Genomic DNA, 26819 nt, shown 5'->3' with positions numbered 1-26819 from the left:
GCCTGCGTTATACCCATACCTCGACCTGATGCGCCTCTCCGTCATCCTCGACAGGAATCAAGGCGTCGGCCAGCGGTTCGCCGTCCAGCAAGACCTGCGGACCGTTTTCGGCGCGTTTGACGGTAATGCGGTACTGGCTGCTGCCTTGCTGGTAGGTGAGGCTGATTTCCGGCCAGTCGGCAGGCAGGCGAGTCGTGATAGAAATAAATTCGCCGTGACGTTTTATGCCGAGCAGGGATTCGGTGAGCAGTCGATAAGCCCAGCCCGCCGATCCGGTGTACCAGCTCCAGCCGCCCCGACCTACATGGGGTTCCACACTGTAGATATCGGCGGTCATGACATAGGGTTCCACCTTGTAACGATGAACGGCATCGCCAGAAAGGCTGTGGTTGATAGGGTTTATGGCCGCGAAGAGCTGCCAGGCACGCTCGGTTTCGCCCATTTCGGCGAAGGCCATCACCGCCCAGATTGCCCCGTGGGTATATTGCCCGCCGTTTTCCCGAACGCCGGGTAAATAGCCGCGAATGTAACCGGGATTTGGCCCGTTATCATCAAACGGCGGAGTCAGGAGTTTGATGATGCCGACCTCTTCATCGACCAGTCGATGGTCGAGGGCGTGCATCGCCTGACGGCTGCGCTCGGGATCCTCCGCGCCTGCCAGCACCGACCAGCTTTGCGCAATGGCGTCTATCTGGCATTCCTGATTCCGGTGCGAGCCAAGGGTTTCTCCGCTGTCGAAGAAGCCGCGCAGATACCATTCGCCGTCCCATGCGTGGTCATAAAGATTCTGTTTGAGCCGTTTGGCCTGCTCATGGCAGAGCGTGGCGGCCTCGTGCTGCCCCAGTTTTTCGGCAAGCGGCGCAAAGCGCTGCAACACGTTGAGCAGGAAGAAACCGAGCCAGACGCTTTCGCCTTTACCTTTGATGCCGACATGATTCATGCCGTCGTTCCAGTCTCCGCTGCCCATCAGCGGCAGGCCGTGCTCCCCGAAATCAAGACCACGCTTGATAGCGCGCAGACAGTGCAGGAACAGCGTTTCGCTCAAGGCACTCGGTAACGGTAACCCATAAAAGGACTCTTCATCCGCGGCCAGTAGACGTGTCTCGATGTAGCCGACCAGCTTGTCGGCAACCTCGGTATCATGGGTGACCTCGATGTAGTGACACAGCGCCAGCGGCAGCCATAGATAGTCGTCGGAACAGCGCGTGCGCACCCCTTTACCGGACGGCGGATGCCACCAGTGCTGCACATCGCCCTCGACAAACTGATGCTCGGCACACAGCAAAATCTGCGCCCGCATCCGCTCGGGGGCGGCGTGCGCCAGCGCCAGCGTGTCCTGAAGCTGGTCCCTGAAACCAAAGGCCCCGCCGGACTGATAATAGCCGCTGCGCGCCATGATTCGGCTCGACAGCGTTTGATACACCAGCCAACCGTTGACCAGCAGATTGACCGCAGGCTCGGGCGTGGTGACCTGAATTTTATCCAGACGCCGATGCCAGTGGCGATGGACGCGATCCAGTTCATTTCGCGCGGCCTCTTCCTGCATAAATTGCTGGATAAGCTGCTCTGCCTCGAATGCGCTGTTGCCTAGGCCAAGTACAAAGATAAAGGTGCGCTGGTCGCCATCGATAAGTTTGGTGGCTGACTGCACGGCGGCGCAGGGGTCAAGCCCTGAACCTGGTTCTGTCGGCCAGTCTTTCGAGCAGCAGTGCGGCGGGGGCGGAAGGAGAGCCGTTGCGACCCAGGAAGTCGCGGCGATCGCCTGTGATTGAGCAATGCACGCCGGTGACCGCAAAGAAGGCGGTGCGTTCGCCCTCCGTGTCGCTGTAATGGTTGGTGGCAAGCACGCCACAGCCGCCGTTGACCTGCGCGGGGCGGGTGGCGATATGCATGGCGGATTTCGCCCGCAGGTCGCTCATGACCCATTCCACATAGCCCGTGACGGAGAGTTTTCGGGTGCGGCCCGACACGTTGCTTAACGTCAGGATAAACAGTTTCACCGGCGCCTGTTCTGCCACCAGCATGGTCAGTTCGCTGTCAATGCCGAGATGACGGTGCTCGAAGACGCTGTACCCGAAACCGTGACGGCTGAGATACTCATGTTGCGTGCGCACGGGAAGCGGCGTCGGAGACCAGACTTCGCCGTTTTCTTCATCGCGCAGGTAGAAGGCTTCTCCGCTGCCGTCGCTGACCGGATCGTTCTCCCAGGGCGTTAAACGATATTCATGGGCATTTTCGAACCAGGTGTAGGCCTGACCGCTTTCCGAAATCACGCTGCCGAAATTGTCGTTGGCAATTACGTTTGCCCACGGCGCCGGGGTGTTTTTGTCTGCCGTGAGGCGAATCTGGTACTCGCGGCCATCGGGCGAGAACCCGCCAAAATCGTTGTAGAATTTCAGCTGCTGATGGTCGAAGAGACGCGGCGGCACGTTCATGGGCGGCAGATTGCTGAACGTGACCAGCTTGGCCTGAATGCTTTGCGCGGGTTGGACTTTTTTATTGAGCTGATCGATAAGCTCGCCGTTGCGGTCATCGATAACAATGGCCGCCACGCTCATAAACAGAATCAAGTCTTCCGGCGCAATATGCTCGCTGGTTCTGACGTAAATTCCGCCATTTTTATCGATAAGGCTCGACTCGGCCCCGGCGGCCACGCGATTCAGGATTTGATTGTGCAGGTCCTGCTGATAGCCCTCGTGGGAATCGTTGAGAATCACCAAATCCACCGCCAGTCCTTTCATCCGCCAGTAGCTGTGGGCCTGAATCAAGGTGGTAACCAACGAAATGTTTTCGCTGCGGGTAATCACCAGCAGAACGATCGGCATATCGCCGGACAGGGAGTGACTCCAGAGCGCCGACTGGCCACGGCGATTGCGGCTGAGCACCTGCGAGTTGGGGCGCATTTCGGGGCTTGGAAAAATAACCGAACCCGCGAGCTGATTATAAAGATTGGCCTGTTCTTCGTTGGCGTTGATTTGGCGCAGTGTCACCTGACTGTGCGAGCGGGCAAAGGCAAAGACGCGGTCGGCGATGTTGTGGTCGCGGTACTTTTCCATCATGCCGAGACTCTGGGAGCGCGTTTCGCCGATACCGTAGATAAGGTCGATAATCAGCGGGACGCCGGGTTTCAGCTCGATTTGATGGCGGATAGACAAGATGGGATCAAGCACCGGACCTGCGCTGTTATCGAGTGCGCCTGTCCGATGCATGGCCTGTGGCGAAGCGGAGGTACGGCCGCGTCCGATAAAGGCTGCGCGATCGGTGGCAAATGAGGTGCGTCTGTCCGTTTCACCGTGAATGGCCGTGGTGTGGAACAGCCACGGGCAGGCTTCGTTTTCTTCGCGCGGACGACGATGACAGAGAATGCCCTCGCGGTCGGCCACTAATTCGGTTTGTACGAACAGATTGCTGAACGCGCGATGCGCCAGATCGTTGGCCAGTGGCGCGAGCACCACTTCGGTGTAGGTGGTGAGTTCCAGAATGCGGGGCTGACGGCCTTTGTGTATCAGGGTCAGACGGCGGATTTCGACATCGTCTTCGGGCGAAACCACAATTTTGGTCTGAACCGTCAGAGAGCCTTCCACGCGGGTGAACTCGGCGGCGGCATCGGTAAAGACGGCTTCATAATGCGCCGTTTTATGGTCGAGCGGGATCCCGGCCGGTTGCCAGGTGTTGGTAAAGAATTCGCCGGTTTGCGGATCGGCGATATAACAGAAGGTGCCGAAGTTGTCTCGTGTGCCGTCTGCGCGCCAGCGGGTCAGGGCAATGTCGCGCCAGGTGCTGTACCCGCCGCCGGCCTGCGTGACCATCAGGTGATACTGATTATTGGAAAGCAGCTGCACTTCCGGCGTGGGGCTGTCGACCCGGGTGAAATGGCGATAGGACGCGCTGACAGGTTGCAGGGCATCCACGGTGTCGAACTGCCGACGCGGGCTGTACATGGTCGGCGTGTCGGGCACTCTTTCCTGCAACAGCGGCAGGGCCGACTGCAACCAGGGATTGGCCACGAAGCGTTCGACCATTGGCGCATTCAACAGCGTATGCGACAGCGCCAGAAAACTCATGCCCTGATGGTGGGCCATATAGGTGCGAACCAGCGAGAAGATTTCACCGTGGTTGAGCCGTGAACGCGAATAGTCGAGCGCCTCGTAAAAGCCGTATTTGCCGCGTGCGCCGAGCGTGTCGAGTCGTTGCAGGTTGTCGCAGGCTTCCTGAGGTTCTACCACCAGCGCCATCAAGGAAGCATAAGGAGCGATGACCATGTCTTCGCCAAGGCCGCGCTTCAGACCCAGCCCCGGCACCCCGAAGGCGCGATACTGGTAGTTTTGACTCGGGTCGAAGGCGGCGTAGGCCGACTCTGAAATCCCCCACGGCACGCCGTTTTCCTTGCCCCAGGCAATCTGGCGATTCACCGCGGCACGGCTCATCTGCGCGAGCAGCGAATTAGGGTAAACCGGCATCACCAGTTGCGGCATCAGGTATTCGAACATCGAGCCGCTCCATGACATCAGCGACGGCGCTTTGTCGACCAGCGTAAACAGGCGGCCCAACGCAAACCAGCTTTTCTGCGGCAACTGGTTGGTGGCGATAGCCAGATAGCTGGTGAGGCGAATTTCAGACGGCAGAAGGTCATAACTGCCGCTGTCCAGCTTGTTGTTTTCGCAGTTATAGCCGACGCTGAGCAGTTGTGTTTCTTTGTTGTAGAGGAATTTAAAATCCATGCGCGCGTGATCGCGCAGGCGCAGATCGAGTTCGTTGATAAGCGCCAGTCGCTGATGGGCGATATTGGCCGCCAGCGCCAGCTTGTGGGCCTCAAGCACCGAATTTCCCTTTTCCTGCTCGGCGATCGCCATTTGTGAAATCAGCAACAGGGACGGCATTTTACCGTTGACGGGCGCTTCAATCATCCAGTCAAACAGTAATGACCACTCCTGAATGAAGTCCGCGAGCTGCGCCGATAATTCGCTGAGCCAATGACCGTTGATATTGCTGTGTTGCAGTAATTCTTCACATTGGCGCTGCATCTCTTTGAGCAGACCGATAACCAGATTGACCGGTGAAGCCGTCGCCTGCTGCCAGACATGGCGCAGTTTGCCTAAACCGGCTCGCATGGCGGGAGTCGCTTCGCTTTCGGTCAGCAGCAGGGTGTCTTCAAGGCCCGCCAGCATTTGCGTAACATCGAGCGCCGGTCGATTGCGCAGATGCGTGATCCCCGTGCCCAGCACCAGCAAGTGTCCGGCCAGATTGCCGCTGTCGACACTGGAGATGTAGCGCGGATTGAGAGGCGCCAGCGAGCGGGTGTCATACCAGTTATAAAGATGGCCGCGATAGTGCTCGAGTTTGTCCAGCGTATCCAGCGTATTGCCCGTGCGCGTCAGTAATGCGCCCTGCGACAGATAACCGAAATCCATGGCCGTAAGGTTGGCGAGCAGCGACAGCCCGATGTTTGTGGGAGAAGTACGGTGCGCCACTTTGGGTTCGGGCACTTCCTGATAGTTGTCGGGCGGCAGCCAGTTCTCCTGCGGATTGACGAAGGCAGAGAAGTAGGACCAGGTTTCACGGCTGATCCGGCGCAGGAAAACCCGCTGCGTGCGATAGACGGTGGCAACAGGTTGTTCGGGCGTGCGGCTCATCCAGCCGACCAGCACCGGTGCCAGGATCCATACCAGTCCCAACGGCAGCGCGAGGGGCATAAAGGCCGGATTATGCTCGAGCGTGAGCAGGATAAGCAGTAATCCCGCCAGCGGGTTGACCCACATCACGCCATAAAGATTGGCTATCGACAGCGAAAAGTAGGGTTTACAGGTTTCGCTGCTGCTGGTCCACTCCTGCAAGTGGCGATGGCTGACGTTCAACCGCCACAGGGTCACGAAAATGGCCTTCAGGGTGTAGCCGCTTTCGTGGGGCAAGGTGGCGAGGTACAACCCGATGCGCGACAGCCGCGATAAAATCCCGCACATCACGGACATGAAATGCGGCATGAGATGGATGTGCGCGCCCTTGTTGATGAGATTAAAACCCAGCGCCATCAAACTCGGGAACAGCAGCAACGCCGTCACGAATTTTAGCCAGTACATGGGATTCGGCACCAGCAACAGTGCGCTGAACAAAATAATCAGCAGAGATGGCGCAACCAGACTGCGGCGCAGGTTGTCGAGCAGTTTCCAGCGCGACAGCATGCTGAGCGGATTGGCGCAGAAGGTGCCGTCTGCCTGCCGAACCCGCAGACGCAGCCAGTTCAGTAACTGCCAGTCACCGCGTATCCAGCGGCTTCGGCGGGCAACATCGACCAGATAACTGGCCGGATACTGTTCATACAGCACAACATCGCTTAACACGCCGGAACGGGCGTAACAGCCTTCAAGCAGGTCATGACTCAGCACCAGATTTTCGGGACAGGTATTTTCGTTGGCGAGCGTGAACATATCCACGTCGTAAATTCCCTTGCCGACGAAGGAGCCTTCCCCGAAGAGATCCTGATAGATATCCGACGACATGGACGAGTAAGGATCGATACCCGGCAGACTGCTGCTGACCGCCGCATAGCGGCTTTGTCCGTAACGCGGGATCTCTTCGGCGAGCCGTGGTTGCAGAATGCCGTAGCCTTTCACGACACGGTGCTGGGCGGCATCGTAAAACGGCCGGTTCAGCGGATGGGCCATGGTCGCAATCATCTGATGGGCGTGATCGCGCGGCAGCAGGGTATCGCTGTCGAGGGTTATCACGTATTTCACGCGCGAAAGCTGTTGCTGCGAAGCACCTATGCAGGTGGTGAATACGCCCTCGGCACCACGTAGCCAGCGGTTCAAGGCGGCCAGCTTGCCTCTTTTACGCTCCTGACCCATCCAGACACCTTCGGCCGTGTTGAACAGACTTTCACGATGTAGCAGGCTAAAGCGTGCGACGGAAGATTCGCCGGTCTGGTCATAGCGGCGGTTTAACTGGCCGATTTTGCTGCTGGCATAGGCGAGCAGCAGGTCGTTGCCCGGACTCGCCGCACTGTCGCTATCGAGAAAATCGGCCACCAAAGAAAAATAGAGATTGGGCGAGGTATTGCCGAGATAGCAGACTTCAAGGGAGTTGATCAAGCGGTCGATTCCCTGACGGCTGCTAAGTAGGCAGGGAATGGCGACCAGGGTGCCGCACTCTTCGGGAATATGCTGGGAAAAATCCATTCTGGGCAGAGAGCGCGGCGTTCGGCTGCGTGTCGCCATCTCACTGAGCATGTCCATCGTGAACTGGCTGCACATCAATACAATCGGTACAAGCAGGAGCCATAAGGTCCAGCCCATGCCGCTTTGCCGGGTTTCAAACAGCAGATTGGCGGTCAGGGCCGTTATCAGCAGACTCAGACTGCCGAGCCATGAAAGCAGCGGCGTTTTATTCATCTGATGACGGAAGTAGTTCATTTTGGTGTAGCGAATGTTGAGCGTACTTTCGAGGCCGCTGCGGCCATTATCGACCAGATAGTAGCCCACGTGATGCTGCTGACTACCGGGTTGGGCCACCTGACTCAATGCAATCACGCGGCGGGCGATTTCCTGCTCGTTGAAGGCACAATGGCGGGCCAGCTTTTCGATGACATGGCGGTAGTTGTCGCGGGTGGCAAAAGACATGGCGGCGTAGATTTCGGCCGGGTCCTGACGCAGAATCTTCTCGACCACGCTGACGCTTTCCGCGAAATCGGCCCAGTTCATCTCATTCAGTTTTCTCAGACCGGCGATGCTGTTGCTCACCGAAAGCTGGCTTAACGCCAACTGCTGGTTGTAACGATTGATCATTTCGGCCGAGGTCAGGCCCACATCGGCCAACCGCTGTTCTATCCAGGTAAGGGGCAGCGCCAGCATAGAGCCGTGACCTTGCAGTCGACGCACCAGTTCGGCGACGAAAGCGCTGGTGCGCGGGGGATTGGTCCGCGCCATATCGGCAATCACGATGATAAGCTCGGCGGGCCGGTATTCTGCGCTATCCTGAATTTTATTGGCCCAGAATTCGGCCAGATTACGCTCCTGCTGCGCCTTGGTGACTTCTATGCTGATACGGCGCAGGTTTTCAATCAAGGCCAGACGCAACATGCCCGGAAACGCCCAGAGTTCCCCCAGCTTTAACGGCGTCACTTTCTGATACGAGGCGATAAAACGGGTGAGTGTGGTTTCATCCCAATGACCGTCGCTGTGCGCAATGGCCTCGGTGGCGATATCATAGATGCGCGGACAACTTTGCGGACTCACGAGCGTAGGCAGGCCTTTACCGAAATTTTTAGGCAGCAGTTGGCGCACCAGCCTGATGTGTTCTTCGATAAGATAAAAGTTGTCGAGCAGCCATTCTCCGGCGGGCGCGATACTTTTTCCCCGCCCGCCGAGAGGATATTGCAGTTATCCGACAGAATTTTTTCACTGTCAGTCAGCCGGTTAAGCAGGTAATAAGGGGCCTTTTTGGGGGAGAGCTTGTGGGATTGCGCCAGCTTTTCGCCGAAGCGCTCCATTTGGTCGGCGGAGAAAATCTCGGCCGCAATGGGCATGATTTCGCGTTCGTCATCATCACTACTCGACGCTATTCCCTGTGAGGCGTGGAGATCCCTTCGATTCTTGATCCATGGAACGAAAGCCATTTTCACGTATATGTTTCCTCGTGCGTACGCATGAGTGAGAACGAAAAAAGGTCTGTGTACGCACAGCAAAGAATAGATGAAGCCGATAGAGGCTGGCCTCACGGGGCGGCTAGGTCAAAAATTAGCCAGATAGGTCTAGTTTAGCAGGGAAAGTAGTAGAGATAAGGGCAGGCATGAGTGTGCCCGATACATTTTGTCTGAAATCGCCTCGTAACGCGCGAAGGCGATTAAGCGAATTCCACGAATTGACGCGCCGGGCCTGACGGGATGAATTTCAGAGCAGAAAGTCATGCAGGTTCCAGCCGCGTTCAGGGTGACTGACGTAGCAATTTTATACAAGCTTATTCGACAGTTTCCGGCGTTTAATGCTTCTCGCATGATTAATAACGATAAAGCGTTCAATTATGTGATTTTAAAAAATGACAGGCGTAGATCCTGTTTTCCTGTGCGGTCATCGATGCCCTGTAAATATTTCCCTCATCAGTCCCTTGAAATATCGCGTTTTGGTGAATTAATTCGGTAAAAATTTAAGATCCCCTAAACAAAATAAATAGCCAGACTTATCAAGAATAATTTAATCAAATATTTAAATTGTGGTTAAGATAAATCCGAAACCCCCGGCGGGTAATAATCATGAACTATTATTTTACCTGTTGCTAGTCACTATTGAGCATCTTATTTAGGAGAACGTCATGGCCATTTCTACATTAAAAGAGTTATTTATTCACGACTTATCTGATGTATACAGTGCCGAACGACAAATTACCAAGGCGCTGCCCAAAATGGCGAGAGCGGCAACCGATCCCAAACTGGTCGAGGCCTTTAAATTGCACCTTGAAGAGACTCAGGGCCAGCTTGAAAGGCTGGACAAAGTGGTCGAATCTTCCGACGAACTGCGCATCAAGCGCATGAAATGTCATGCCATGGAAGGGCTGGTGGAAGAGGCGCAAGAGCTTATCGACTCGGTTGAAAAGGGTGAAGTGCTTGATGCGGGGCTAATTGGGGCGGCGCAAAAGTCGAACATTATGAAATAGCCACTTACGGAACCTTAGCCGCGCTGGCTAAAAAACTGGGTTATACCGAAGCGGCCACGCTTTTACTTGAAACCCTGCAGGAAGAAAAAATACCGACGAAAAACTGACGGCAATCGCAGAATCTCAGAAGTAATTATTGGGCAGAATGCTTTTTTGTCATGACACATTCAGGTTATTACATCAATACCGACCAAGAGGGAACGACTATGAGTCACTCAAAAGCTTATGAAGATTATATCGACTGGGTACGCGATGCTCATGCCATGGAAGAACAGGCAGAAGCCATGCTCAAAAAAATGGCCGACCGTCTTGAGCACTATCCCGTGCTGCAGGAAGGAATAACCCGCCATATTACCGAAACGCAGGATCAGCAGCGTCTCGTAAAATCCGTGCTCGACAGACTCGATACCTCCAGTTCAACCTTCAAGGATGTCGCAGGGAAAGTGGCGGCGGCCGGTCAGGCATTTGGCGGGATGTTCGCGAGCGACGAAGTCATTAAAGGCAGCATAAGCGGCTACGTTTTCGAACATCTCGAAATTGCCTCCTACACGAATCTTATTGCCGCAGCGGAAGCCGTTGGCGATTTGGAAGGCGCCAAAATCTTCCTGCAAATCAAAAAACAGGAAGAAGCGATGGCGGCCTGGCTCGCCGAGCATAGCCCTGCCGTGACAAAAGAATATCTGGCACGTCTTGATAATCCGGATCAAGAAAGCAAACGCTGATTCGCTTAATACCTATTGCGTTATGCTCGTTTAATTTACGAGCGCCTTAAACCCGCCAATGGCGGGTTTATTTCAGCCTTGACTGCAACGACGTCAATAAATATGAACCAGTAAGGAGCCCTTATGAGTAAACATAAAGAGTTTGATAAAGACGAAGAGGATTTAAAACGGGCTAAAGATAATCCTCAGCCCGATACCGAAAAAGATGATCCTCACAATGCGCCCGAATCCGGCGATAAAGCGCCCACCTGACAGGCTCGGCAATTAAATGGCTCCCGATGCCGGAGCCATTCCCGGTACCAGAATTATCTTCCTGCAATCCTCCCGACGTTTTTCAAATATCTCATAGCCTTTTGCCGCCTCTTCCAACGGCATGGTGTGGGTGACAATTTCTTCAGGTTTAAGTTGGCCTTGCTCGATTAATTCCAGTAATTCGGGCAGGAATTTATGCACGTGAGTCTGACCCATCTTGAAGGTCAAACCTTTATCAAAGGCATCGCCGAACCAGGAAGCCGTGAATAAAGCCTGCGTAAACCCCGGTACGCTGACAATGCCGCCTCGTCTCACGGCGGCAATGCATTGACGCAACGCCTTGCCGCTGCTGCCTTCCAGTTTCAGATTGGTTAAAATCGTTTCCGTCATGCTGCCTTTGGCTTCAAAGCCGATGGCGTCGATAACGGCATCCACCCCGCGATGATTGGCAGTATGTTCAATGATATAGGCTGCCGGATCGTCATTTTCGTCAAAGTTAATCGGGATTACGCCATAGCGCTGCTGGGCGAAGTTCAGGCGGTAGGGATGATGGTCAATCATGAAAATCTTGTCGGCACCGAGGTAACGGGCGCAGGCGGCAGTAAGCAAACCGACGGGGCCTGCGCCAAAAATCGCCAGGCTCGAACCCTGTTTAATCTCGGCATTTTTAACGGCTTGCCACGCGGTAGGTAGAATGTCGGAAAGGAACAGCACCTTTTCGTCGGGCAGAATATCCGGCACTTTAAAGGGACCGGTATTGGCTTTCGGCACCCGGACATATTCGGCCTGTCCGCCCGGCACGCCGCCGTATAGATGACTGTAACCAAAGAGTGCAGCGGGTGGCGTGATGGTTTTACGGTTTAGCGCGGCGCCTTTTCCGGGATTGGTGGTTTCACAGGCGGCGTATTGACTCATATGGCAAAAGAAACATTCCCCGCAGGCAATTACAAAAGGAATGACGACGCGATCGCCTTTTTGCACGGCCGTAACGCCTGCACCAGTTTCCACAACTTCACCCATAAACTCATGACCAAAAATATCGCCATGTTCAGTGCCCGGAATTTTTCCGCGATAAAGATGTAAATCCGATCCGCAAATGGCGGTTGCCGTCACTTTGAGAATAATATCGTCGCTCGCTTCAATAATCGGGTCAGGCATATTGTCTACACTGACTTTATGCGCACCATGATAGGTAAGTGCTCTCATATTAACTTTCCTTAAGCGAAATGATCTACGTGAGGAGGTTGACTAGATAGAGTTAGCCAATATATCAATTAAACTTTCACACGAACCTCTTTAAAAATAGTCCATCTTCGCAATATTTCTATGTCTCCGGTGAATTAAGCGTATTGCAGGGGGGTTATTTTTTAGCGCCGACATAGCTAAGCACGGCCACGAATGGAGCGGCAATAAAAGATAATATAAACCGCAATAGCACACCACAAACAATCAAGGTAGAAAATAAACCTGTCTCTTTCGAATGTAAAAGCGTCGTGATAAACAGGGCGATAAAGAGAAACGCCAAAAATAATTCGGGAAGGGTATTCGCCAGAGCTTGAAAGACACTGGACTGCGCAAAAAATTTAGGGGTTCTTTTCCATTTGAGGGTAATTGTCGTGAAAGCGGCAATCGTTGCCAGCATACAGGTAAAGGTCAAGGCTCGCCCTATCCAGTAACTCATGAAAATGAGCAGAGGGGATGGACAGCCCGTCATACGATAACCCATCGCGATAAGGACCAGAGCATTGATGGAGAAAGAGAAAAAGATGAACAGGCCTGTTACAGGGAGGGCGGGGTCTTCAATATTATGGCTTGTCGGTGGGTCGAGCAATGCCGTGAAGGATACTGCAATAACGAAAACGAGCAGGATGATACCAAAAAACATTTGCAGACTGCGTAACACTTCCATGGTTTTAGACCAGCTTGAGAGCGAAGCAGCGCCGCCCAGACACACCGGCAAAAAAGACGCCAGTGGGCAAAGAGTTGTTGAACGGGGCCTGCCGTCCAGCGAAAGCGCTGCTGTTTCAGGCTGCCGAAAGATTCCGGAATGGTGCCGCGACCGAAAGTATCGCTAAAAAAACGGCCTTTACCGCCTCCGGCCCGCAGGCGAACGGCGATTTCCGAATCTTCGGTCAGGCACCATTCAGCCCAGCCTCCGGCTTCTTTAACCGCAGCCAGTCTAAATAGGCACATAGTTCCAATGGTGTAAGCGGAATCAAGTTCATTGGTGCCCACCAGCAAATACTTGGAAGCCACCATGTATTCCCAATGGCAAAGTTGGTGATAGTAGCTGCTGTGCTTATCATGGTAATCATGGGAAGTTTGCACAAAAACTATTTCGGGATCCCCAAACCACGGGGTGAGCGTCGAGAGAAAATCCGTTTCTGCAATATAATCGGCATCGACAACGGCAATCAGCGTGGTACGCGCATCGACTTTATCGAGACAAAAGTTTAATGCGCCCGCTTTGGCGCCTGTCATGTTTTCAATATGAAAAAAGCGGAAACATTCCGCCTTCAAGAGAATATTTAATTGACGGCAGCGGATTTCTACCGGTTTCCACAGTGCCGGATCGGACGTATTATTATCGCAGACAATAACTTCGTAATTTTTATAATCAAGTCGCGCTAATGCTTCCAGTGTTTCAATGACCAGTGCCGGGGGTCGGCATGGCAAGGAACATGGACTGAAACGAAGAGGTTATTAACCGGATTTTTGCATTGATAGGCATTATAGGGTTGTGTCCATATTTTTCTGATAAGCAGGCTGTAGGTGCCTATACCGAGAAAATAAGCCAGCAGTGCTTCTGCACAAATGATTGGCGGGAGCAAAAATACGGGTGAGAAATGTGTGCCGAGCAATGATGAACGACTCAAAAAATTAGCGTACCACATTAGGCCCGAGAGGATTAAAAGGGGTGACTGAACAAGAATACAGACGCCAGAGACGCTGAAATTTGGCAAGATTTTGCTAAAACCAAAACATAACAAGCCTAGTATGAGAGTAAAGAAAAATGCCGGAAGCATCGCCGCAAAGGGCAGAGCGATTAATAAACTCAATACCAGGGTTGAAATTATCTGCAAGCCCTCATGGTGGTCTTTCCATCGAGTTTGAAATGCCGTAGACATCGTTAATACGGTCATAAATGCAGAGCTTATTGCCAATCCAGAACTCATCACGGCAAAAGCCTGAAGGTAATCTGCAAATGAAAAGCTATATTGTACAGCCATAGGGTACTTCCTTCTCGTTCCATACAATGGAATGGTGAGAGTGGTTAATTAACGCGGTTATTATGCATTCATTATGCCGCCACTTCATTGTAGCCGACGATGTACAAGATTATCGTCAATATCTTGGATAAATAATGGGCAGAGTATAAGTGGCTTAATCGCCTGCTGTTTTATCTGTCAGTGTCCATTCTAAATTTGAATTTTAAAGGTTCAGCGCCTTATTATGTCTTTCCCGAAGTGGCGACTACACTTTATTTAATGCTTATATAAGGAAACACATAATGTCGTCAATACAACTCGACGGGAATTCGCTTTCGCCTCTGGGAATGGGGAGTTGGCATTTGGGACAAGGCAAACGCACCGATCGCGAGGAGATAGAGGCGCTGCGCACGGGCGTTTCTCTGGGAATGAACGTTATCGATACCGCCGAAATGTACGGTCGGGGCCGTTCCGAAACATTGATAGGCAAAGCTATCGAAGACATTCGCGATGACGTATTTCTGGTTTCGAAAATTTATCCGTGGAACGCCAATCGGCTGTTGATGGCGCGCAGTTGCGAGAACACCTTGAGACGCCTCAAGACTGACCGTCTTGACCTCTATTTGCTGCACTGGCGTTTTGGAAGTTTCCTCGGCGAGATGGTACACGGCTTTGAGAAGTTAAAGGCCGAGGGCAAAATCAGGGCGTGGGGCGTGTCCAATTTCGATACGCAGGCGATGGAAAGTCTGCTGAAAGTCGAGCAGGGCGATCGCTGCGCCACCAATCAGGTGTTTTATAACGTTGGCAGTCGTGGCGTGGAATTCGACCTGATTCCCTGGAGTCAGCAGCACAATATTCCACTGATGGCTTACTCGCCGCTGGGCGGCAAAGGTGCCGACCTGGCGCATCACCCGGTTATCCTGAAGCTTGCAGAAAAACATCAGGCAACGCCCGCCGCCCTGTTACTGGCCTGGACTATCCGCAATGGCCGCACTCTCGCTATTCCGGAGTCCGGTACCGCCGCGCATGTCAGAGACAACGCCGTGGCGCTGTCCATCTGGCTGGATAACGAGGATCTCTCGGCCATCGACAAGGCCTTTCCGCCACCCACAGGTAAACAGAAACTCGAAACCCGTTAACCTTTCTGTTTATCCAATCTGCCGCGCACGGCCCGCCAGCGGCGCGAGGATGAGTTGCAAGAGGTTACAACCCAGCAATATGGCAAGCGGTAACGTCCAGTTGCCGCTGTGCTGGTGGATAATGCCAAAGACCAGCGGCCCCAATGCGGCAATCCCATAGCCTACGCACTGTGCCATTCCCGAGAGCTGCGCGGCCTGCCGGTGATCCACGGCGCGAAGGTTAAATAGCGACAGGCAGATAACCATCGATGCGCCCGCGCCCAGTCCGGCAATGGTTAACCACAGCAGCGCCAGCGCAGGGGCAAACAGCAAGCCTGCCAGACCCACACTGATTGAAAGCGACGCGCAAAACCCGATCATCCGTTGATCCCGCAATCTTTTCAGCGCCGACATACACATCAGGTTGGCAACAATCGCGACCGCCTGATAGACAAACAGCATCCAGCCCGCGGTAGATTGACTAAAGCCATGGCTCTGCGCAAACGGCGTGAACCAGTCAATCAGGGTATAAAACACCATCGATTGCAGCGCCATAAACAGCGAAACCTGCCATCCAAGCGCGGCGCGCCACGGCGATCTCAACGGGGTAGCCCGACCCGCACCGCCAATCGCGGTAGAAGGCACGGCCGACTTGCCCGCGTGCATCACCAGCGGCAGCCAGACCAGTGCAGCGATAACGGCTGGAAGAGTCCAGACGCCGACCGACAGCGGCCAGCCGATACCGCCCATTGTTGCCAGCGGCACCGCAATACCCGACGCCACACTGGCCGTGATCGCCATCGTTGAAGCATAAAGACCAATGTATTTGGCGGTGTGCTGTTTGAAATCACGCTTAATCAAAGGCGGTAACAGCACATTGGCGGCGGCGATGCCGGTGCTGAGAATAAAGGTGCCGAGCCACAGCCCGCTTTCAAATGGCAGAATACGCAAGAGAGAACCTACGGCAATCAGGCATACCGCGCCCCACAGGCTTTTTTCCAGCCCGATGCGATTGCCAAGCCATGACGCACAGGGTGCGATGACCGCAAACAGCATCAACGGAATAAAGTTGAACAATCCGGCCGCCGAGGCGCTCAGATGAAAGGTAGCGCGGATATTCTCGAGCACAGGTCCGGTAGAAGTGATGGGTGAACGCAGGTTTGCGGCGGTGATAAGCACAATAAACAGAAAGTAACCGGAGCTTGAGAACAGAGAAGAACGCGAAGAGGGTTGAATCATGAGATCACCGCACAAAGGGCAGAATCAGCCTGCCGATGGTGCGTTGGTTAACGTTAACGCTTACGCAAAAGGGCTAGGCCCTGATGTCTGGTCGGGGATGTTACCGAGTGCGAATAAAATTGTAAAGCCCCCGCATTCAGGGGCGGGTGAATGTCAAAACGTGGGCAGTGAGTCGATAAGCTTGCGCGTCCACGGATGTGCAGGGCGATGGAAAACCGTATCGACCTGGCCCTGTTCCACGACTGCGCCGTCTTTCATCACCACGACGCGGTCGGCAAGATGATGCACCACGCCAAGGTCGTGAGAGATAAACAGCAGCGCCGTGCGGTGTTCCGCCTGCATCTCGGCGAGCAGATCCAGCACCTGCGCCTGCACGGATACGTCAAGCGCGCTGACCGGTTCATCGGCAATCAGCAGCGCCGGATTGGGCGCAAAGGCGCGGGCAATCGCGATACGCTGTCGCTGACCTCCCGACAGTTCGCGCGGAAAACGTTTCAGAAAACTGTCGCCGAGCTGAACTTCGTCGAGTAACTGGCGAATGCGCTGCAGACGCGCGTCGCCATAAATGCCGACGCTGTCCAGACTTTCGCCAATGATTTTCTCCACGTTATAGCGCGGGTCAAATGAACTCAACGGGTCCTGCGCTATCAGCTGAATACCACGCCTTCGCAGGCGGCGTTCGGACTCGGCCACCTGGCTCCAGCGCTCACCCTGAATGTCGATGTGGCCGCTGCTTGGTTCGACAAGTCCCATCACCATTCGCGCTACCGTGGTTTTACCAGAACCTGACTCACCGACAATGCCCAGCGTTTCCCCTACGGCGAGAGAGAAACTGACATTGTTGACGACGGATTTTTTGGCGTAATGCTTATGAAGCCCGTTGACCTCCAGCAGCGGCTGGCCTTCGGCTATCTGCTTGGCAGGCAGAGCCAGACCACGCTCGCCGGAAAGCCGAAGTCCGCGCGTGGCGGGGCTGGGCACGGCGGCCAGCAACTGTTGGGTATAAGGGTGGCGTGGCGCACGCAGCAGTTGCTCTCCCTGACCTTCTTCGACCACTTCGCCGTTTCTCATCACCAATACCCGGTCGGCGAGCTTGCCGACAACCGAGAGGTCATGGCTGATGAGTAACAGACTTTGCCCGCCGTCGCGGCGTTTTTGCAGCAGGTCGAGAATTTGTTTCTGCACCGTCATGTCGAGCGCGGTCGTGGGCTCGTCGGCAATGAGCAACTGAGGTTTGCCGGCCAGTGCCGTGGCGATAAGCGCCCGCTGGCGCAAGCCGCCCGAAAGCTGATGCGGATAGGCTGCAAGTCGCGTCTCGGCATCGGGGAAACCCACGGCGTTTAACAGCGCAATCGACTGGTTGTGCAGCGAATCAGGGTTTCGCGTTTGGCTGGCCCGCAGCGCATCCTTGAGTTGTTGACCGACTTTTCTCAACGGGTCCAGCGATACCAGCGCGTCTTGCAGCACATAACCAATCTGCCGACCGCGAATTTTTCGCCAGCGCCGCTGGCTGGCGTTCAGCATATCTTCGCCGTTTATCAGAAAGCGGTCTGCGGTTATCCGAGCTTTTACATCCTGCAACCCTATCAGGCTTCGGGCGGTCACCGTTTTACCCGAGCCGGACTCGCCCACAAAGGCCAGCGACTCGCCGTGTTTCAACTGCACGTTAATCCCGCGAACAACGGTTTTGTCGCCAAAGCGGACCGTCAGATTTTGAATATCGATAAATAAAGCCTGAGTCATGGCTGTTTTCCTTCAAAAGCGGCCTGCCAGTAGCGACCAAGCGTGTTGACAGAGATAACGGTCAAGGTAATGGCGACACCCGGCCAGACGGCAATCCACCACGCATTGCGCAGGTAATTGCGCCCCTCGGCCAGCATCAACCCCCATTCTGCGGTAGGCGGTTGCGGTCCCATGCCGAGAAAACTCAACCCCGCCGTCCCGATGATGGCGGTGCCTAAGCCCAGCGTTGCCAGAGCAGGCACATGCGCCACGGCATGCGGCAGGACGTGACGCCAGATAAGCACTCTGCGCGTTAATCCAAAGGTTTTAGCCTGTTCAACGTAGCCGGAAGACATCACCAGAAAGGTTTGCGCCCTGACGACGCGTGTAAAGCGGGGAATGGAGGCCACGCCGAGAGCAAATATCAGGTTGGTGGTGCCGGGGCCTGTGAAAGCAATCAGCATCAGCGCCAGCAGCAGGTCAGGGAAGGCGGAAATGACATCCACCGCACGGCTGATAAATTCGTCCAGCGGGCCTTTGGCCAATCCCGCCAGCAGACCCAGCATACTGCCGATGCTCACGGCGACGGCCATCGACGCCAGACTTATCAGCAGCGAATAGCGGCTGCCGTAGATAATACGCGTCAATACATCGCGACCCAGCTGGTCTGTGCCAAGCCAGTGCTGCCACGAGGACGGCAGCATGGCGTTCAACGGGTCGGCATTCAGCGGGTCGTAATGACTGAGATAGGCGGGCAGCAACACGGCAAGCAGCACCAGAAACAGGAAGAATACCGCCAGGCCGTAACCCACGGAGTAATGACGTTTTGGCACCTGGCCGGAAAGAATCTGACTCATGACGGGGTCTCCGTGAGGTCATCGCCACCGCGAAGACGCGGGTCGATCAGCAGATAAAGAATGTCGACCAGCGTACTCATCACCACATAGACAAAGGCCGAGAAGATGGCCACCGCCAGCACCACCGGTAAATCCTTGCCGAGTACCGCATCGACGGTAATCTTCCCGAGGCCCGGACGACCAAATACCTGTTCGGTTATCACCGCGCCGCTCAAAAGGCCGCCTATCAGCCAGCCGGTCAGGGTCACCGCCGGTAGGGCCGCATGGCGCAAGGCGTGACGCAGGCGAAGCGGTGAGGTTGTCAACGCCCCAGGCGCGAAGCGTCAGCGCAAAAGGTTCATCGAGCGCGTCTTCCAGCCCGCGTCGCAATACCTGTGCGACCACTGCGCCCTGCGCCAGTCCCAAAGACAGCGCAGGCAGCACCAGCGACGAAAAGCTGCGGTCGCCCGCGACCGGAAACCAGCGCAGGGTAAAGCTGAAAACAGACAACAGCACGATGCCGAGCCAAAACGAGGGCGTCGAGGCCAGCAGCAGCTCAAGCGAACCGGCCACGCGACGCCCCCAACGGCGATGCGCGGTCGCAACCGCCATCACGACCGCAAAAACCAGACTCACGACCAGCGCCAGCGCGGTGAGTTTCAGCGTTGGCCAAAGCTGATTCAAAATCAGTGCGCTGACGTCGGTATTCAGAAGGTACGAACGGCCGAAATCGCCGTGCAGTATGCGCCACAGGTAGTGCAGATACTGAAGATAAAGGGGCTTGTCCAGCCCCCATTCCGCGCGAATCGCTGCCTCGATTTCCGGCGTTCGCACCTGTTCACCAATCAACAGGCTGACAATGTCGCCCGGCGCAAGATAGACGCTGATAAATGACAACGTCACCGCCGCCCAAAGCACCAGCGCGCCGCTGAAAATACGTCGGACGATACGGCCGCCGAGCGCCGACAGGGGCGAATGGCCCGCCTTGGGTCGCGGCTGTGAGGTAAAGGTACTCTCGACTGACATGGTTGCACTCCTCGCGCGTAGTCTGTGAATCGATTAATGCTTGCTCAGCCAGACGTCGTAGGTATTTTCCGGCATCTGCTTGAACGGGCGGAAACTGATGCCGTGAACATAACGGGCAGCGGCAATCTGGTCTTCGGGTTCATAAAGCGGGATAGCCAGCGCCTGCTGCAAAATGGCGACGTTCTGAAGCTGGCTGTAAAGGGATTTTCGCTGGGCGTTGTCCTGCGTTTGCCAGGCGCTCCTTAGCAGGGGCAGCAGCTGCGGGTCGTCCGTGCGGCTATAGTTGATAGCGCCGCCGGCATTAATCGGCAGGTAGTGATTTTCGATATCGATACCGTCGGTTGGCGTATTCGAGTTGGCAATGGAGCCAAATTTGCCGCTGTTGCGCACCTCGACATAGGTCCCCGAATCGACATAGCGGATCTTCAAATCGACACCCAGCTTCTGCCGCGCCTCTGCCTGCAGGGCCTGCAACAGCACATCGCGCTGATCGCGAACCGTGGCCTGCGCCTGCACTATTTCAATGGTCAACGGCTTGCCGTCTTTGGTGCGAATGCCGTCGCTGCCCCTGGTGTTCCAGCCCGCCTCGTCGAGAAGCTTGTTGGCAAGGGTCGGATTATTGCCGTATTTGCCTTCCAGACCGGCGTCATAGAACGGATCCAGCGGTGAGGTAATACCCCAGACGCGTGTGCGCTGCCCGCGATAGATTGACTGCAAAACAGGGCCGATATCCAGGCCCTGCAACAGCGCCTGACGCACTTTCAGCTCCTGGGTCGGCCCGTATTTCACGTTGAGGAACAGTGAATAGGGCGTGCCGGTGTTTAGCGCGTGCTGATAAGTAAAGTCGGGATTGTCCTTGAATTCCCCGGCATCATTGCCCGAGACTCCTTCGATGACGTCAACCTGACCCGACAGCAGCGCGCCTGTACGCACCGAAGATTCAGGCAGGAAGCGGAAGGTTACGCTGTCGAGATAGGCGGGTCCCTGATGCCTGGCGTTCGCCGAAGCCCATTGGTAGTCAGGGTTACGCACGAATTCGATTTGCTGGCCCTTTTCATAGCGCTTGAGAATGAAAGGACCGGTGCCGATAAGGTCGGGACCGCCCGCTTTTAGCTGGGAAGAATGCCACGAATGCGGGGAGATGAGTTTCAGACTGCCGGCAAACGACAGAAACGGGCTATAGACGTCCTTGAGGGTGACGACCACGGTATTGTTGTCGGGAGTCGCGATATTGGCGATGCGCGCCCCAAACACGCTAAGCCCGGAACCGGCGCTGTAGGCAGGGTCCTGAAGATGGCGGAAATTATCGGCCACCGCCTCGGCGTTGAATTTTTCGCCGTTCGAGAATTTCACGTCATCACGCAGTGTAAAGGTGTAGGTTTTGCCGTCCTCCGAGAGCGTATAGCTTTTCGCCAGCCACGGAACATAGCTACCGTCCGCTTTGCGGGCAAACAGGGATTCATAGGCGGCGCGAAGCAGCAACTCGGTTTTGTCCTGGCCGTTAAGCTGCGGATTTAGCGTGGCGGGTTCTGTCTCGACACCCCACGTCAAATTGCCGCCCCTAACCGGTTGCTCGGCAGCGTTGGCCGGTTGCGTGGCTGAAACAATCAAGAGCGTTAATGCAGAAAGAGAATAAACGATTGACGTTGGTTTCATGGAGTTCCCATTATGGTTTGAAAAAGTAGAGGCTTTAAATTTTATATTTCAATGCCTTCTAAATGTCTTGCGCGTTGATTATTAATGGAGGATCAAGGCGATGTAAAATCACTTTGGTTGCTTAATATTGAAGGGAAATGACTTAGTGAAAAACAGAGGAAATACGGGGCGTGCAGCCTTAGCGCTATTTTTGCTATGCAAAGCGTAAAATAATGTTTTCCCTTGTCGACGGTTTGCGGTTTACTCGTTTTTGCCGACGTAGCGGCAATAAAAATTCCCCAGATAATGATATGGCATCAGACCCGTTCATAAATAATTGAATTATTCCAGCGTGGTCCGTGATAACAAATAAAGAGGGTTCAAAATAAAGGATATAACCGTCCTTTTTTTGAGCCCTTTTTATTTGGCGTTATTCTTTGACTCAGCGCGAGTGAGTGGGACGTCTCAAACCCAGATGGCCGCGCAGGGTATCGGCCTGGTAGTCACTGCGGAACACGCCGCGCTCCTGAAGCAGCGGAACAACTTTGTCGAAGAAGGCATCCGACGCGCCCGGTACATACGGCGGCATAATGACGAAGCCATCAACCGCGCGTTCGCGATACCAGGTGGTTATTCTCTCGGCCAGCGAGTCGGCGGTACCGGCGACGATAAATCCCGAACGGGCGACCCATTTGGCAAACTGGCGCAACGTCATGCCGTTTTCGCGTGCATGGTTGAGCATCGGCTCGAAACGCTCACGACGGCCAAGCTGGGCGGCAATATCCGGCACGGGTTCGTCAAGGCTGTGCCGACCCCAATCGTAATTCATGGTATTGGACAGATGACTGAGAGTGGCCAGCGGATGGTGAAGCTGCGTCAACGCGTTGAGCATCTCGTCGGCTTGCTTCTGAGTGTCGCCGATGATGGGTTGCAGACCGGGCAAAATTTTCAGGCTGTCGGCTTCACGACCTTGCTCAACCACCAGACGTTTTAGCTGCGCGTAGTAGCGCCGAGCCGACGCCAAATCCGGTTTTTCGGCCGCAAAGATGGCATCGGCCTGCTTCGCGGCAAGGGCCGTGAAGGCGCCCGAGCCTCCCGCCTGGATAGTGACGGGATGGCCCTGCGGCGATCGCGGTACGTTGAGCGGACCTTTGACCTTGAACCACGCATTGTCGATATCGGCGTAGTGAATCTTGTCGCCGCGCGCATAGACTCCGTGTTGCCGATCGCCCTCGATAGCCTCATCTTCCCAGCTGTCCCATAAGCGGCGAACGGCGTCGATAAAGGCTTCCGCCTTGAGGTAGCGCTTGTCGTGACTCAGAAGCTGCTGTCCATAATTGGCGGCTTCGGCGTCGCTGGTGGAGGTCACGACATTCCAGCCTGCGCGACCGCCGGTCAGGTGATCCAGCGTTGCCAACGTGCGGGCTGCGGCAAACGGTTGGCTAAAGGAGCTGGAAACCGTGCCCGCAAGCCCGATTTTTTCCGTGACGGCACCCAGCGCCGAGAGTACCGAAAAGGGCTCGGGACGCTCGATGACCCGATGTCTGACCGCCTCGTTGAAACTACTGTTATAGATATCGTCGATAGACAGCTTGTCGGCCATAAAGACCATGTCGAATTTGGCAGCCTCGGCTTTCAACGCCAGCGTTTTCAGTGTCTTCCAGTCGGAGGCGTGCGGTACCGGCGTTGACGCGGGCATGCGCCATCCGGCGTAATGGCAACCCGTTGTTTCCAGAAACAGGGCAAGGTGCAATGAGCGCATATCTATTGTCCCCGAGTTGGAATTTGGGCTTCAGGATCGGTACTCAAGTCGTATTCGAACCACTTCTCGGAGATCTTTTTCAACGTGCCGTCCTCACGCAATTGCTGCAGGGCCAGATCGGCTTTTTTGCGCAGATCTTCGCCGCGTGCATCCTTTCTGAAGGGTAAGGCCACCGGTTTTACGCCAAAAGGCTGGCCCACGACTTTGAGCGGCAGGTGCTTGTGTTTGATCTGGCCCAGCAAAATGACCTGACCCGAGACAAAGGCATCCACCTTTCCCTGCGCCACGGCGTTATAAATCAGGTCTTCCCCCTCGAAACGCACCAGTTTGATTTGATTTTGCGGATCATTTTCTTTCAGGGTGTTGGCAAAATTGGAGCCGAGCGAGGCAGCTACGGTCTTGCCTTTCATATCTTCGAGGCCATGAATACTCGTATTGTTGATGCTGACCGCCAACTGAGCCGCAGAGTAGTAATAGGGCGTGGTGAAGCCGTACTTTTTACGACGCTCCGGGGTATCGGCGAAGTTACCGACCGTATCCACCTTGCCGGTTTCAAGCGATCCCAGCGCACCCACCCAGTCAGACGTCACCCACTGGACTTTGTAGTGCATCTTCTCTGCCATCGCGTTAAGGATATCGACGCTGAAACCTTTGATTTCGCCTTTGTCGGTGAAGAAATGCGGATAGCCGTCTGGCGTCACGCCGACGCGCAGCACCGGCGTGTCATCCGTTTGCGCGGCGGGTTTGTCACAGGCGTTGAGTAGAAGTATTGAACAAGCGACCAGCGCCAGATTGAACCGGGTCATTCTGTTTTCCTTTTATTTTGCGTCGTTAGTGGACGTAAGGTTTATTGATGAATTTTTCGAGACGGCGTTGAAGCTCGCTGAGAATAATGGTCAACGCCCAGTAAATAAGGCCGACCGCGAAGTAGGCTTCGAAATACTTAAGCGACTCTGTCGCCGCCAGTTTGCCTGCGGCCAATAATTCGCTTACACCCAGCGTGAAAGCCAATGAGGAGTTTTTAATCAAGCCGATATAGACATTGCCGGTGGCGGGAATGGCGTTGCGGCAGGCCTGCGGAAAAAGAATGCGGCGTGAGGCCTGAAACAGGGTCAATCCCGAGGCCAGAGAGGCTTCGAGCTGGCCTTTGTCCACAGAGTCAATGGCGGCGCGAAATATTTCGGCAAGGTAGGCGGAGGTATTCAGGCTGAGACCCAGAATAACGGCGTTGATGGCGCTCATTGCGTTAAGGGCGGGAAAGAGCTGCGGTAATCCAAAATAGATAATAAGCAGCTGTACCAGCACCGGCGTTCCCCGAAAAAAGGAAATATACAGATGCGCAAAAGCTTTCCCTATTTTTCCGCTGCGCAGGAGCAGGGCAAAAATAATCCCGAGAATCGTAGCCAGCAGAATGGAGAATAAGGAGATAATAAGCGTTATCGGCAAATAGCCGAGGATCTGAGGGATAACGCTCAGCATATAGGCAACGTCGAAATTCATGATTGGGCATTCCGTTAACGTGAGTGGTTGACCCCGAGAGGCACGGCGGCGTGGAGGATCATTAGTTCAGGCGTAATCGTGTAAAAAGGCACGGGTTCGCGTTTCGGCCGACGCCCGAAAAATCTGTCCCGGTTTTCCCTGTTCGATAATCTTGCCGTGCTCCATAAAGAAGATGCGATCAGACACGTCGCGGGCAAAGCTCATCTCGTGGGTCACAATCATCATGGTGAGTTTCCGGTCGGCAAGACCGGCAATAAGGTTCAGGACGTCACGGCGCATTTCGGGGTCGAGGGAGGAGGTGGGTTCATCCAGTAGTATGACCTGTGGATCGACACTTAATGCGCGCGCAATGCCGACGCGCTGCTGCTGACCGCCGGACAGGGTGGCGGGATAGGCATCTGCCTTATGGGCAAGGCCGACCTGCGATAACAGGTCCATGCCGCGTTCATGCGCCTGCGCTTTCGTGAATCCCAGGGTATAAATCAGGATTTCGGTAATGTTTTGCAGCGCGGTTTTGTTTTTGAACAGGTTGTAATGCTGGAACACCATGGAGGTCTGGCGGCGAAACGCGGCGGTTTGTTTTCGGGTCAGCGTTTCGGCATCAATGTGTTGTTCACCTATCTGCAAGTGGCCGCTATCAGGCTTTACCAGCAAATTAAGGCAGCGCAACAGTGTCGATTTACCCGAACCGGAAGGCCCGATAACAGACACCACTTCGCTGCGTTGAATGCTGAAATCAACCTCCGAGAGGGCTTTAAACTGCTGAAAACTCTTGTTCAGTCCGCTGACCGTTATCATGATCACTCCGAAGAATTAACTATTGCTAATCAACGGATTATTCCCTGCCTGAGTCATCACGACAAATGCTTAAAACGGCAATGGTTATGTGCTTTTCTTTAATCGAAGCAGCGATTGAGCCTCTCGATGACCTTGATTAACTCGGCGCGGGGCAGCGCAAAGTTCAGGCGCATGAAGCCTTCTCCGGCCTCGCCAAATTTCAGGCCGTTGTTCATGAACACGCCCGCGTCCTTCACGAGTTTGCTCTGCAACGCGGACTGGCTCAAGCCCGTCTTCCTGAAATCGACCCACGCGAGGTAAGTGCCCTCGAGATGAAAAAGCGTCACGTCTTTAAGGGGGCGAGTCCTTGCTCGAGCAAGGCGTAGTTGCCTTTCAGGTAATGCAGAAGGGCATCCAGCCATTCTCCGCCGTGCCGATAGGCGGCAACGCAGCCTGCCATCGCCAGCATGTCAGGTTGATGCACACTTAGCTGATAGAGGTTATGCCGCAGTTTTTCTCTCAGGTCGGAGTTTTTGATTATAAGCTGGGCAACGGGCAATCCGCTCAGGTTGAAGGTCTTGCACGGCGAGGTAAAGGTAATAATGAAATCGGCGAACTCCTCATCGAGCGAAGCAATCGGCGTATAGGGGATATCGCCAATAACCAGGTCCTGATGCACGTCGTCGGACACCAGCAGTAACTCGTGGCGCTGGCAGAAACTGTGCTATCTGAATTAATTCTTCGCGGCTCCACACCTTGCCAACGGGATTATGCGGATTACAGAGGATGAGCATCCGGCTTCGCGGGGTGACTTGCGCCTCGAGGCGTTTGAGATCAAGATGGTAGTGATTCTGAAGTTCGACCAGCGGCACGTTTATCTGCCGACGTCCGGTGTGGTCGATGACGCGGTTAAAGGTGCCGAAACCCGGCGTCAGCACGAGTATGTCGTCATCGGGCTGCGTACAGGTGCGAATAATCACGTCGAGGGCCGTGATAACCGACTGACAGGAAAGCAGCCACTGCGGCGAAATCTGCCAATGGTGGCGGGACGCCTGCCAGTCGCGGAAAACGGCGGGGAAATCTTCCGGCCATTCGCTATAGCCGAGTGCGCCATGTTCCAGCGTTTCGCGTAGCGCGTTCAAGACGACGGGCGGAGAGTTGAAGTCCATGTCGGCTATCCAAAGCGGTATGACCGGTTCTCCGACTGATGAAACGAGGCCTTCCACTTCAAGCCATTTGGTGGCGCGCGTGGATTTGCGGTCTATGGGTATATCAAAATAACGCTGCGCATTCTGTTCAAGGCTCACTCGGCTATCTCCGGGACATGTAGGCATGTAAAGTATTGATAATAGGCGTCGGGCATCAATTATAGAAAG

General features: G+C 54.8%; 18 protein-coding genes and 3 pseudogenes. 4 read left to right on the top strand and 17 right to left on the bottom strand.

Annotated features, from left to right (window positions below):
• Positions 1 to 7 precede the first annotated feature (7 nt).
• Positions 8 to 8617: pseudogene (locus O1V66_RS07120) on the bottom strand (GH36-type glycosyl hydrolase domain-containing protein).
• Between the two features lie 686 nt (positions 8618 to 9303).
• On the opposite strand from O1V66_RS07120, the pseudogene O1V66_RS07115 reads away from it, so the two are divergent.
• From O1V66_RS07115 to O1V66_RS07105, 3 genes and pseudogenes are all read left to right on the top strand, one after another.
• Positions 9304 to 9778 (top strand): annotated as a pseudogene (locus O1V66_RS07115) (YciE/YciF ferroxidase family protein).
• A 73-nt stretch (positions 9779 to 9851) separates the two neighbouring features.
• Positions 9852 to 10367: a ferritin-like domain-containing protein gene (locus O1V66_RS07110; RefSeq protein ID WP_045047847.1), complete on the top strand. Its 516-nt coding sequence runs from the start codon at positions 9852 to 9854 to the stop codon at positions 10365 to 10367.
• 123 nt (positions 10368 to 10490) lie between these two features.
• Complete coding sequence (locus O1V66_RS07105) at positions 10491 to 10619, top strand: hypothetical protein (protein ID WP_269128231.1); 129 nt, start codon at positions 10491 to 10493, stop codon at positions 10617 to 10619.
• 12 nt (positions 10620 to 10631) lie between these two features.
• On the opposite strand, the gene O1V66_RS07100 is transcribed toward O1V66_RS07105, so the two are convergent.
• The 4 genes from O1V66_RS07100 to O1V66_RS07085 form a co-directional block, all read right to left on the bottom strand.
• Complete coding sequence (locus tag O1V66_RS07100) at positions 10632 to 11825, bottom strand: zinc-dependent alcohol dehydrogenase (protein WP_269128230.1); 1194 nt, start codon at positions 11823 to 11825, stop codon at positions 10632 to 10634.
• A 154-nt stretch (positions 11826 to 11979) separates the two neighbouring features.
• On the bottom strand, positions 11980 to 12345 hold the full coding sequence (locus O1V66_RS07095) for a hypothetical protein (RefSeq protein ID WP_269128229.1): 366 nt from the start codon (positions 12343 to 12345) through the stop codon (positions 11980 to 11982).
• 53 nt (positions 12346 to 12398) lie between these two features.
• Entirely contained in the window at positions 12399 to 13295 is an 897-nt protein-coding gene (locus O1V66_RS07090) for a glycosyltransferase (RefSeq protein WP_269128228.1), read from the bottom strand.
• Entirely contained in the window at positions 13247 to 13849 is a 603-nt protein-coding gene (locus tag O1V66_RS07085; RefSeq protein WP_269128227.1) for a hypothetical protein, read from the bottom strand. The genes O1V66_RS07090 and O1V66_RS07085 overlap by 49 nt, the downstream gene beginning before the upstream one ends.
• A gap of 281 nt (positions 13850 to 14130) precedes the next feature.
• On the opposite strand from O1V66_RS07085, the gene O1V66_RS07080 reads away from it, so the two are divergent.
• The gene (locus tag O1V66_RS07080; protein WP_045047850.1) at positions 14131 to 14967 is read left to right on the top strand and encodes an aldo/keto reductase; all 837 of its coding nucleotides are present in this window, start codon (positions 14131 to 14133) and stop codon (positions 14965 to 14967) included.
• 9 nt (positions 14968 to 14976) lie between these two features.
• Here the strand turns inward: O1V66_RS07080 and O1V66_RS07075 are convergent, their stop codons facing one another.
• From O1V66_RS07075 to O1V66_RS07020, 12 genes and pseudogenes are all read right to left on the bottom strand, one after another.
• The gene (locus O1V66_RS07075; RefSeq protein ID WP_045047851.1) at positions 14977 to 16185 is read right to left on the bottom strand and encodes a CynX/NimT family MFS transporter; all 1209 of its coding nucleotides are present in this window, start codon (positions 16183 to 16185) and stop codon (positions 14977 to 14979) included.
• 153 nt (positions 16186 to 16338) lie between these two features.
• Entirely contained in the window at positions 16339 to 17928 is a 1590-nt protein-coding gene (locus tag O1V66_RS07070) for a dipeptide ABC transporter ATP-binding protein (RefSeq protein WP_045047852.1), read from the bottom strand.
• Positions 17925 to 18764: an ABC transporter permease gene (locus tag O1V66_RS07065; protein WP_045047853.1), complete on the bottom strand. Its 840-nt coding sequence runs from the start codon at positions 18762 to 18764 to the stop codon at positions 17925 to 17927. The genes O1V66_RS07070 and O1V66_RS07065 overlap by 4 nt, the downstream gene beginning before the upstream one ends.
• Positions 18761 to 19769: pseudogene (locus O1V66_RS07060) on the bottom strand (ABC transporter permease). The gene O1V66_RS07065 and the pseudogene O1V66_RS07060 overlap by 4 nt, the downstream one beginning before the upstream one ends.
• 33 nt (positions 19770 to 19802) lie before the next feature.
• On the bottom strand, positions 19803 to 21425 hold the full coding sequence (locus tag O1V66_RS07055; protein ID WP_045047855.1) for an ABC transporter substrate-binding protein: 1623 nt from the start codon (positions 21423 to 21425) through the stop codon (positions 19803 to 19805).
• Between the two features lie 421 nt (positions 21426 to 21846).
• On the bottom strand, positions 21847 to 23166 hold the full coding sequence (locus tag O1V66_RS07050) for an NtaA/DmoA family FMN-dependent monooxygenase (RefSeq protein WP_045047856.1): 1320 nt from the start codon (positions 23164 to 23166) through the stop codon (positions 21847 to 21849).
• Positions 23167 to 23168: 2 nt separating this feature from the next.
• Complete coding sequence (locus tag O1V66_RS07045; RefSeq protein ID WP_072045081.1) at positions 23169 to 23972, bottom strand: transporter substrate-binding domain-containing protein; 804 nt, start codon at positions 23970 to 23972, stop codon at positions 23169 to 23171.
• A gap of 25 nt (positions 23973 to 23997) precedes the next feature.
• On the bottom strand, positions 23998 to 24666 hold the full coding sequence (locus tag O1V66_RS07040; protein ID WP_045047857.1) for an amino acid ABC transporter permease: 669 nt from the start codon (positions 24664 to 24666) through the stop codon (positions 23998 to 24000).
• A 66-nt stretch (positions 24667 to 24732) separates the two neighbouring features.
• On the bottom strand, positions 24733 to 25464 hold the full coding sequence (locus O1V66_RS07035) for an amino acid ABC transporter ATP-binding protein (protein WP_045047858.1): 732 nt from the start codon (positions 25462 to 25464) through the stop codon (positions 24733 to 24735).
• A 98-nt stretch (positions 25465 to 25562) separates the two neighbouring features.
• Entirely contained in the window at positions 25563 to 25730 is a 168-nt protein-coding gene (locus O1V66_RS07030) for a hypothetical protein (protein WP_269128226.1), read from the bottom strand.
• Positions 25731 to 25786: 56 nt separating this feature from the next.
• Positions 25787 to 26134, bottom strand: a complete 348-nt coding sequence (locus tag O1V66_RS07025) for an aminotransferase class I/II-fold pyridoxal phosphate-dependent enzyme (RefSeq protein ID WP_269128225.1) — start codon at positions 26132 to 26134, stop codon at positions 25787 to 25789.
• Positions 26064 to 26750: an aminotransferase class I/II-fold pyridoxal phosphate-dependent enzyme gene (locus tag O1V66_RS07020; protein ID WP_269128224.1), complete on the bottom strand. Its 687-nt coding sequence runs from the start codon at positions 26748 to 26750 to the stop codon at positions 26064 to 26066. Before O1V66_RS07020 ends, O1V66_RS07025 begins: the two co-directional genes overlap by 71 nt.
• Positions 26751 to 26819 lie beyond the last annotated feature (69 nt).

Source organism: Rouxiella chamberiensis (assembly GCF_026967475.1).
GTDB classification, from domain to species: Bacteria; Pseudomonadota; Gammaproteobacteria; order Enterobacterales; family Enterobacteriaceae; genus Rouxiella; species Rouxiella chamberiensis.
The sequence above is the reverse complement of the archived record's forward strand: the minus strand, read 5'-3'. Positions and strand labels throughout refer to the sequence as shown.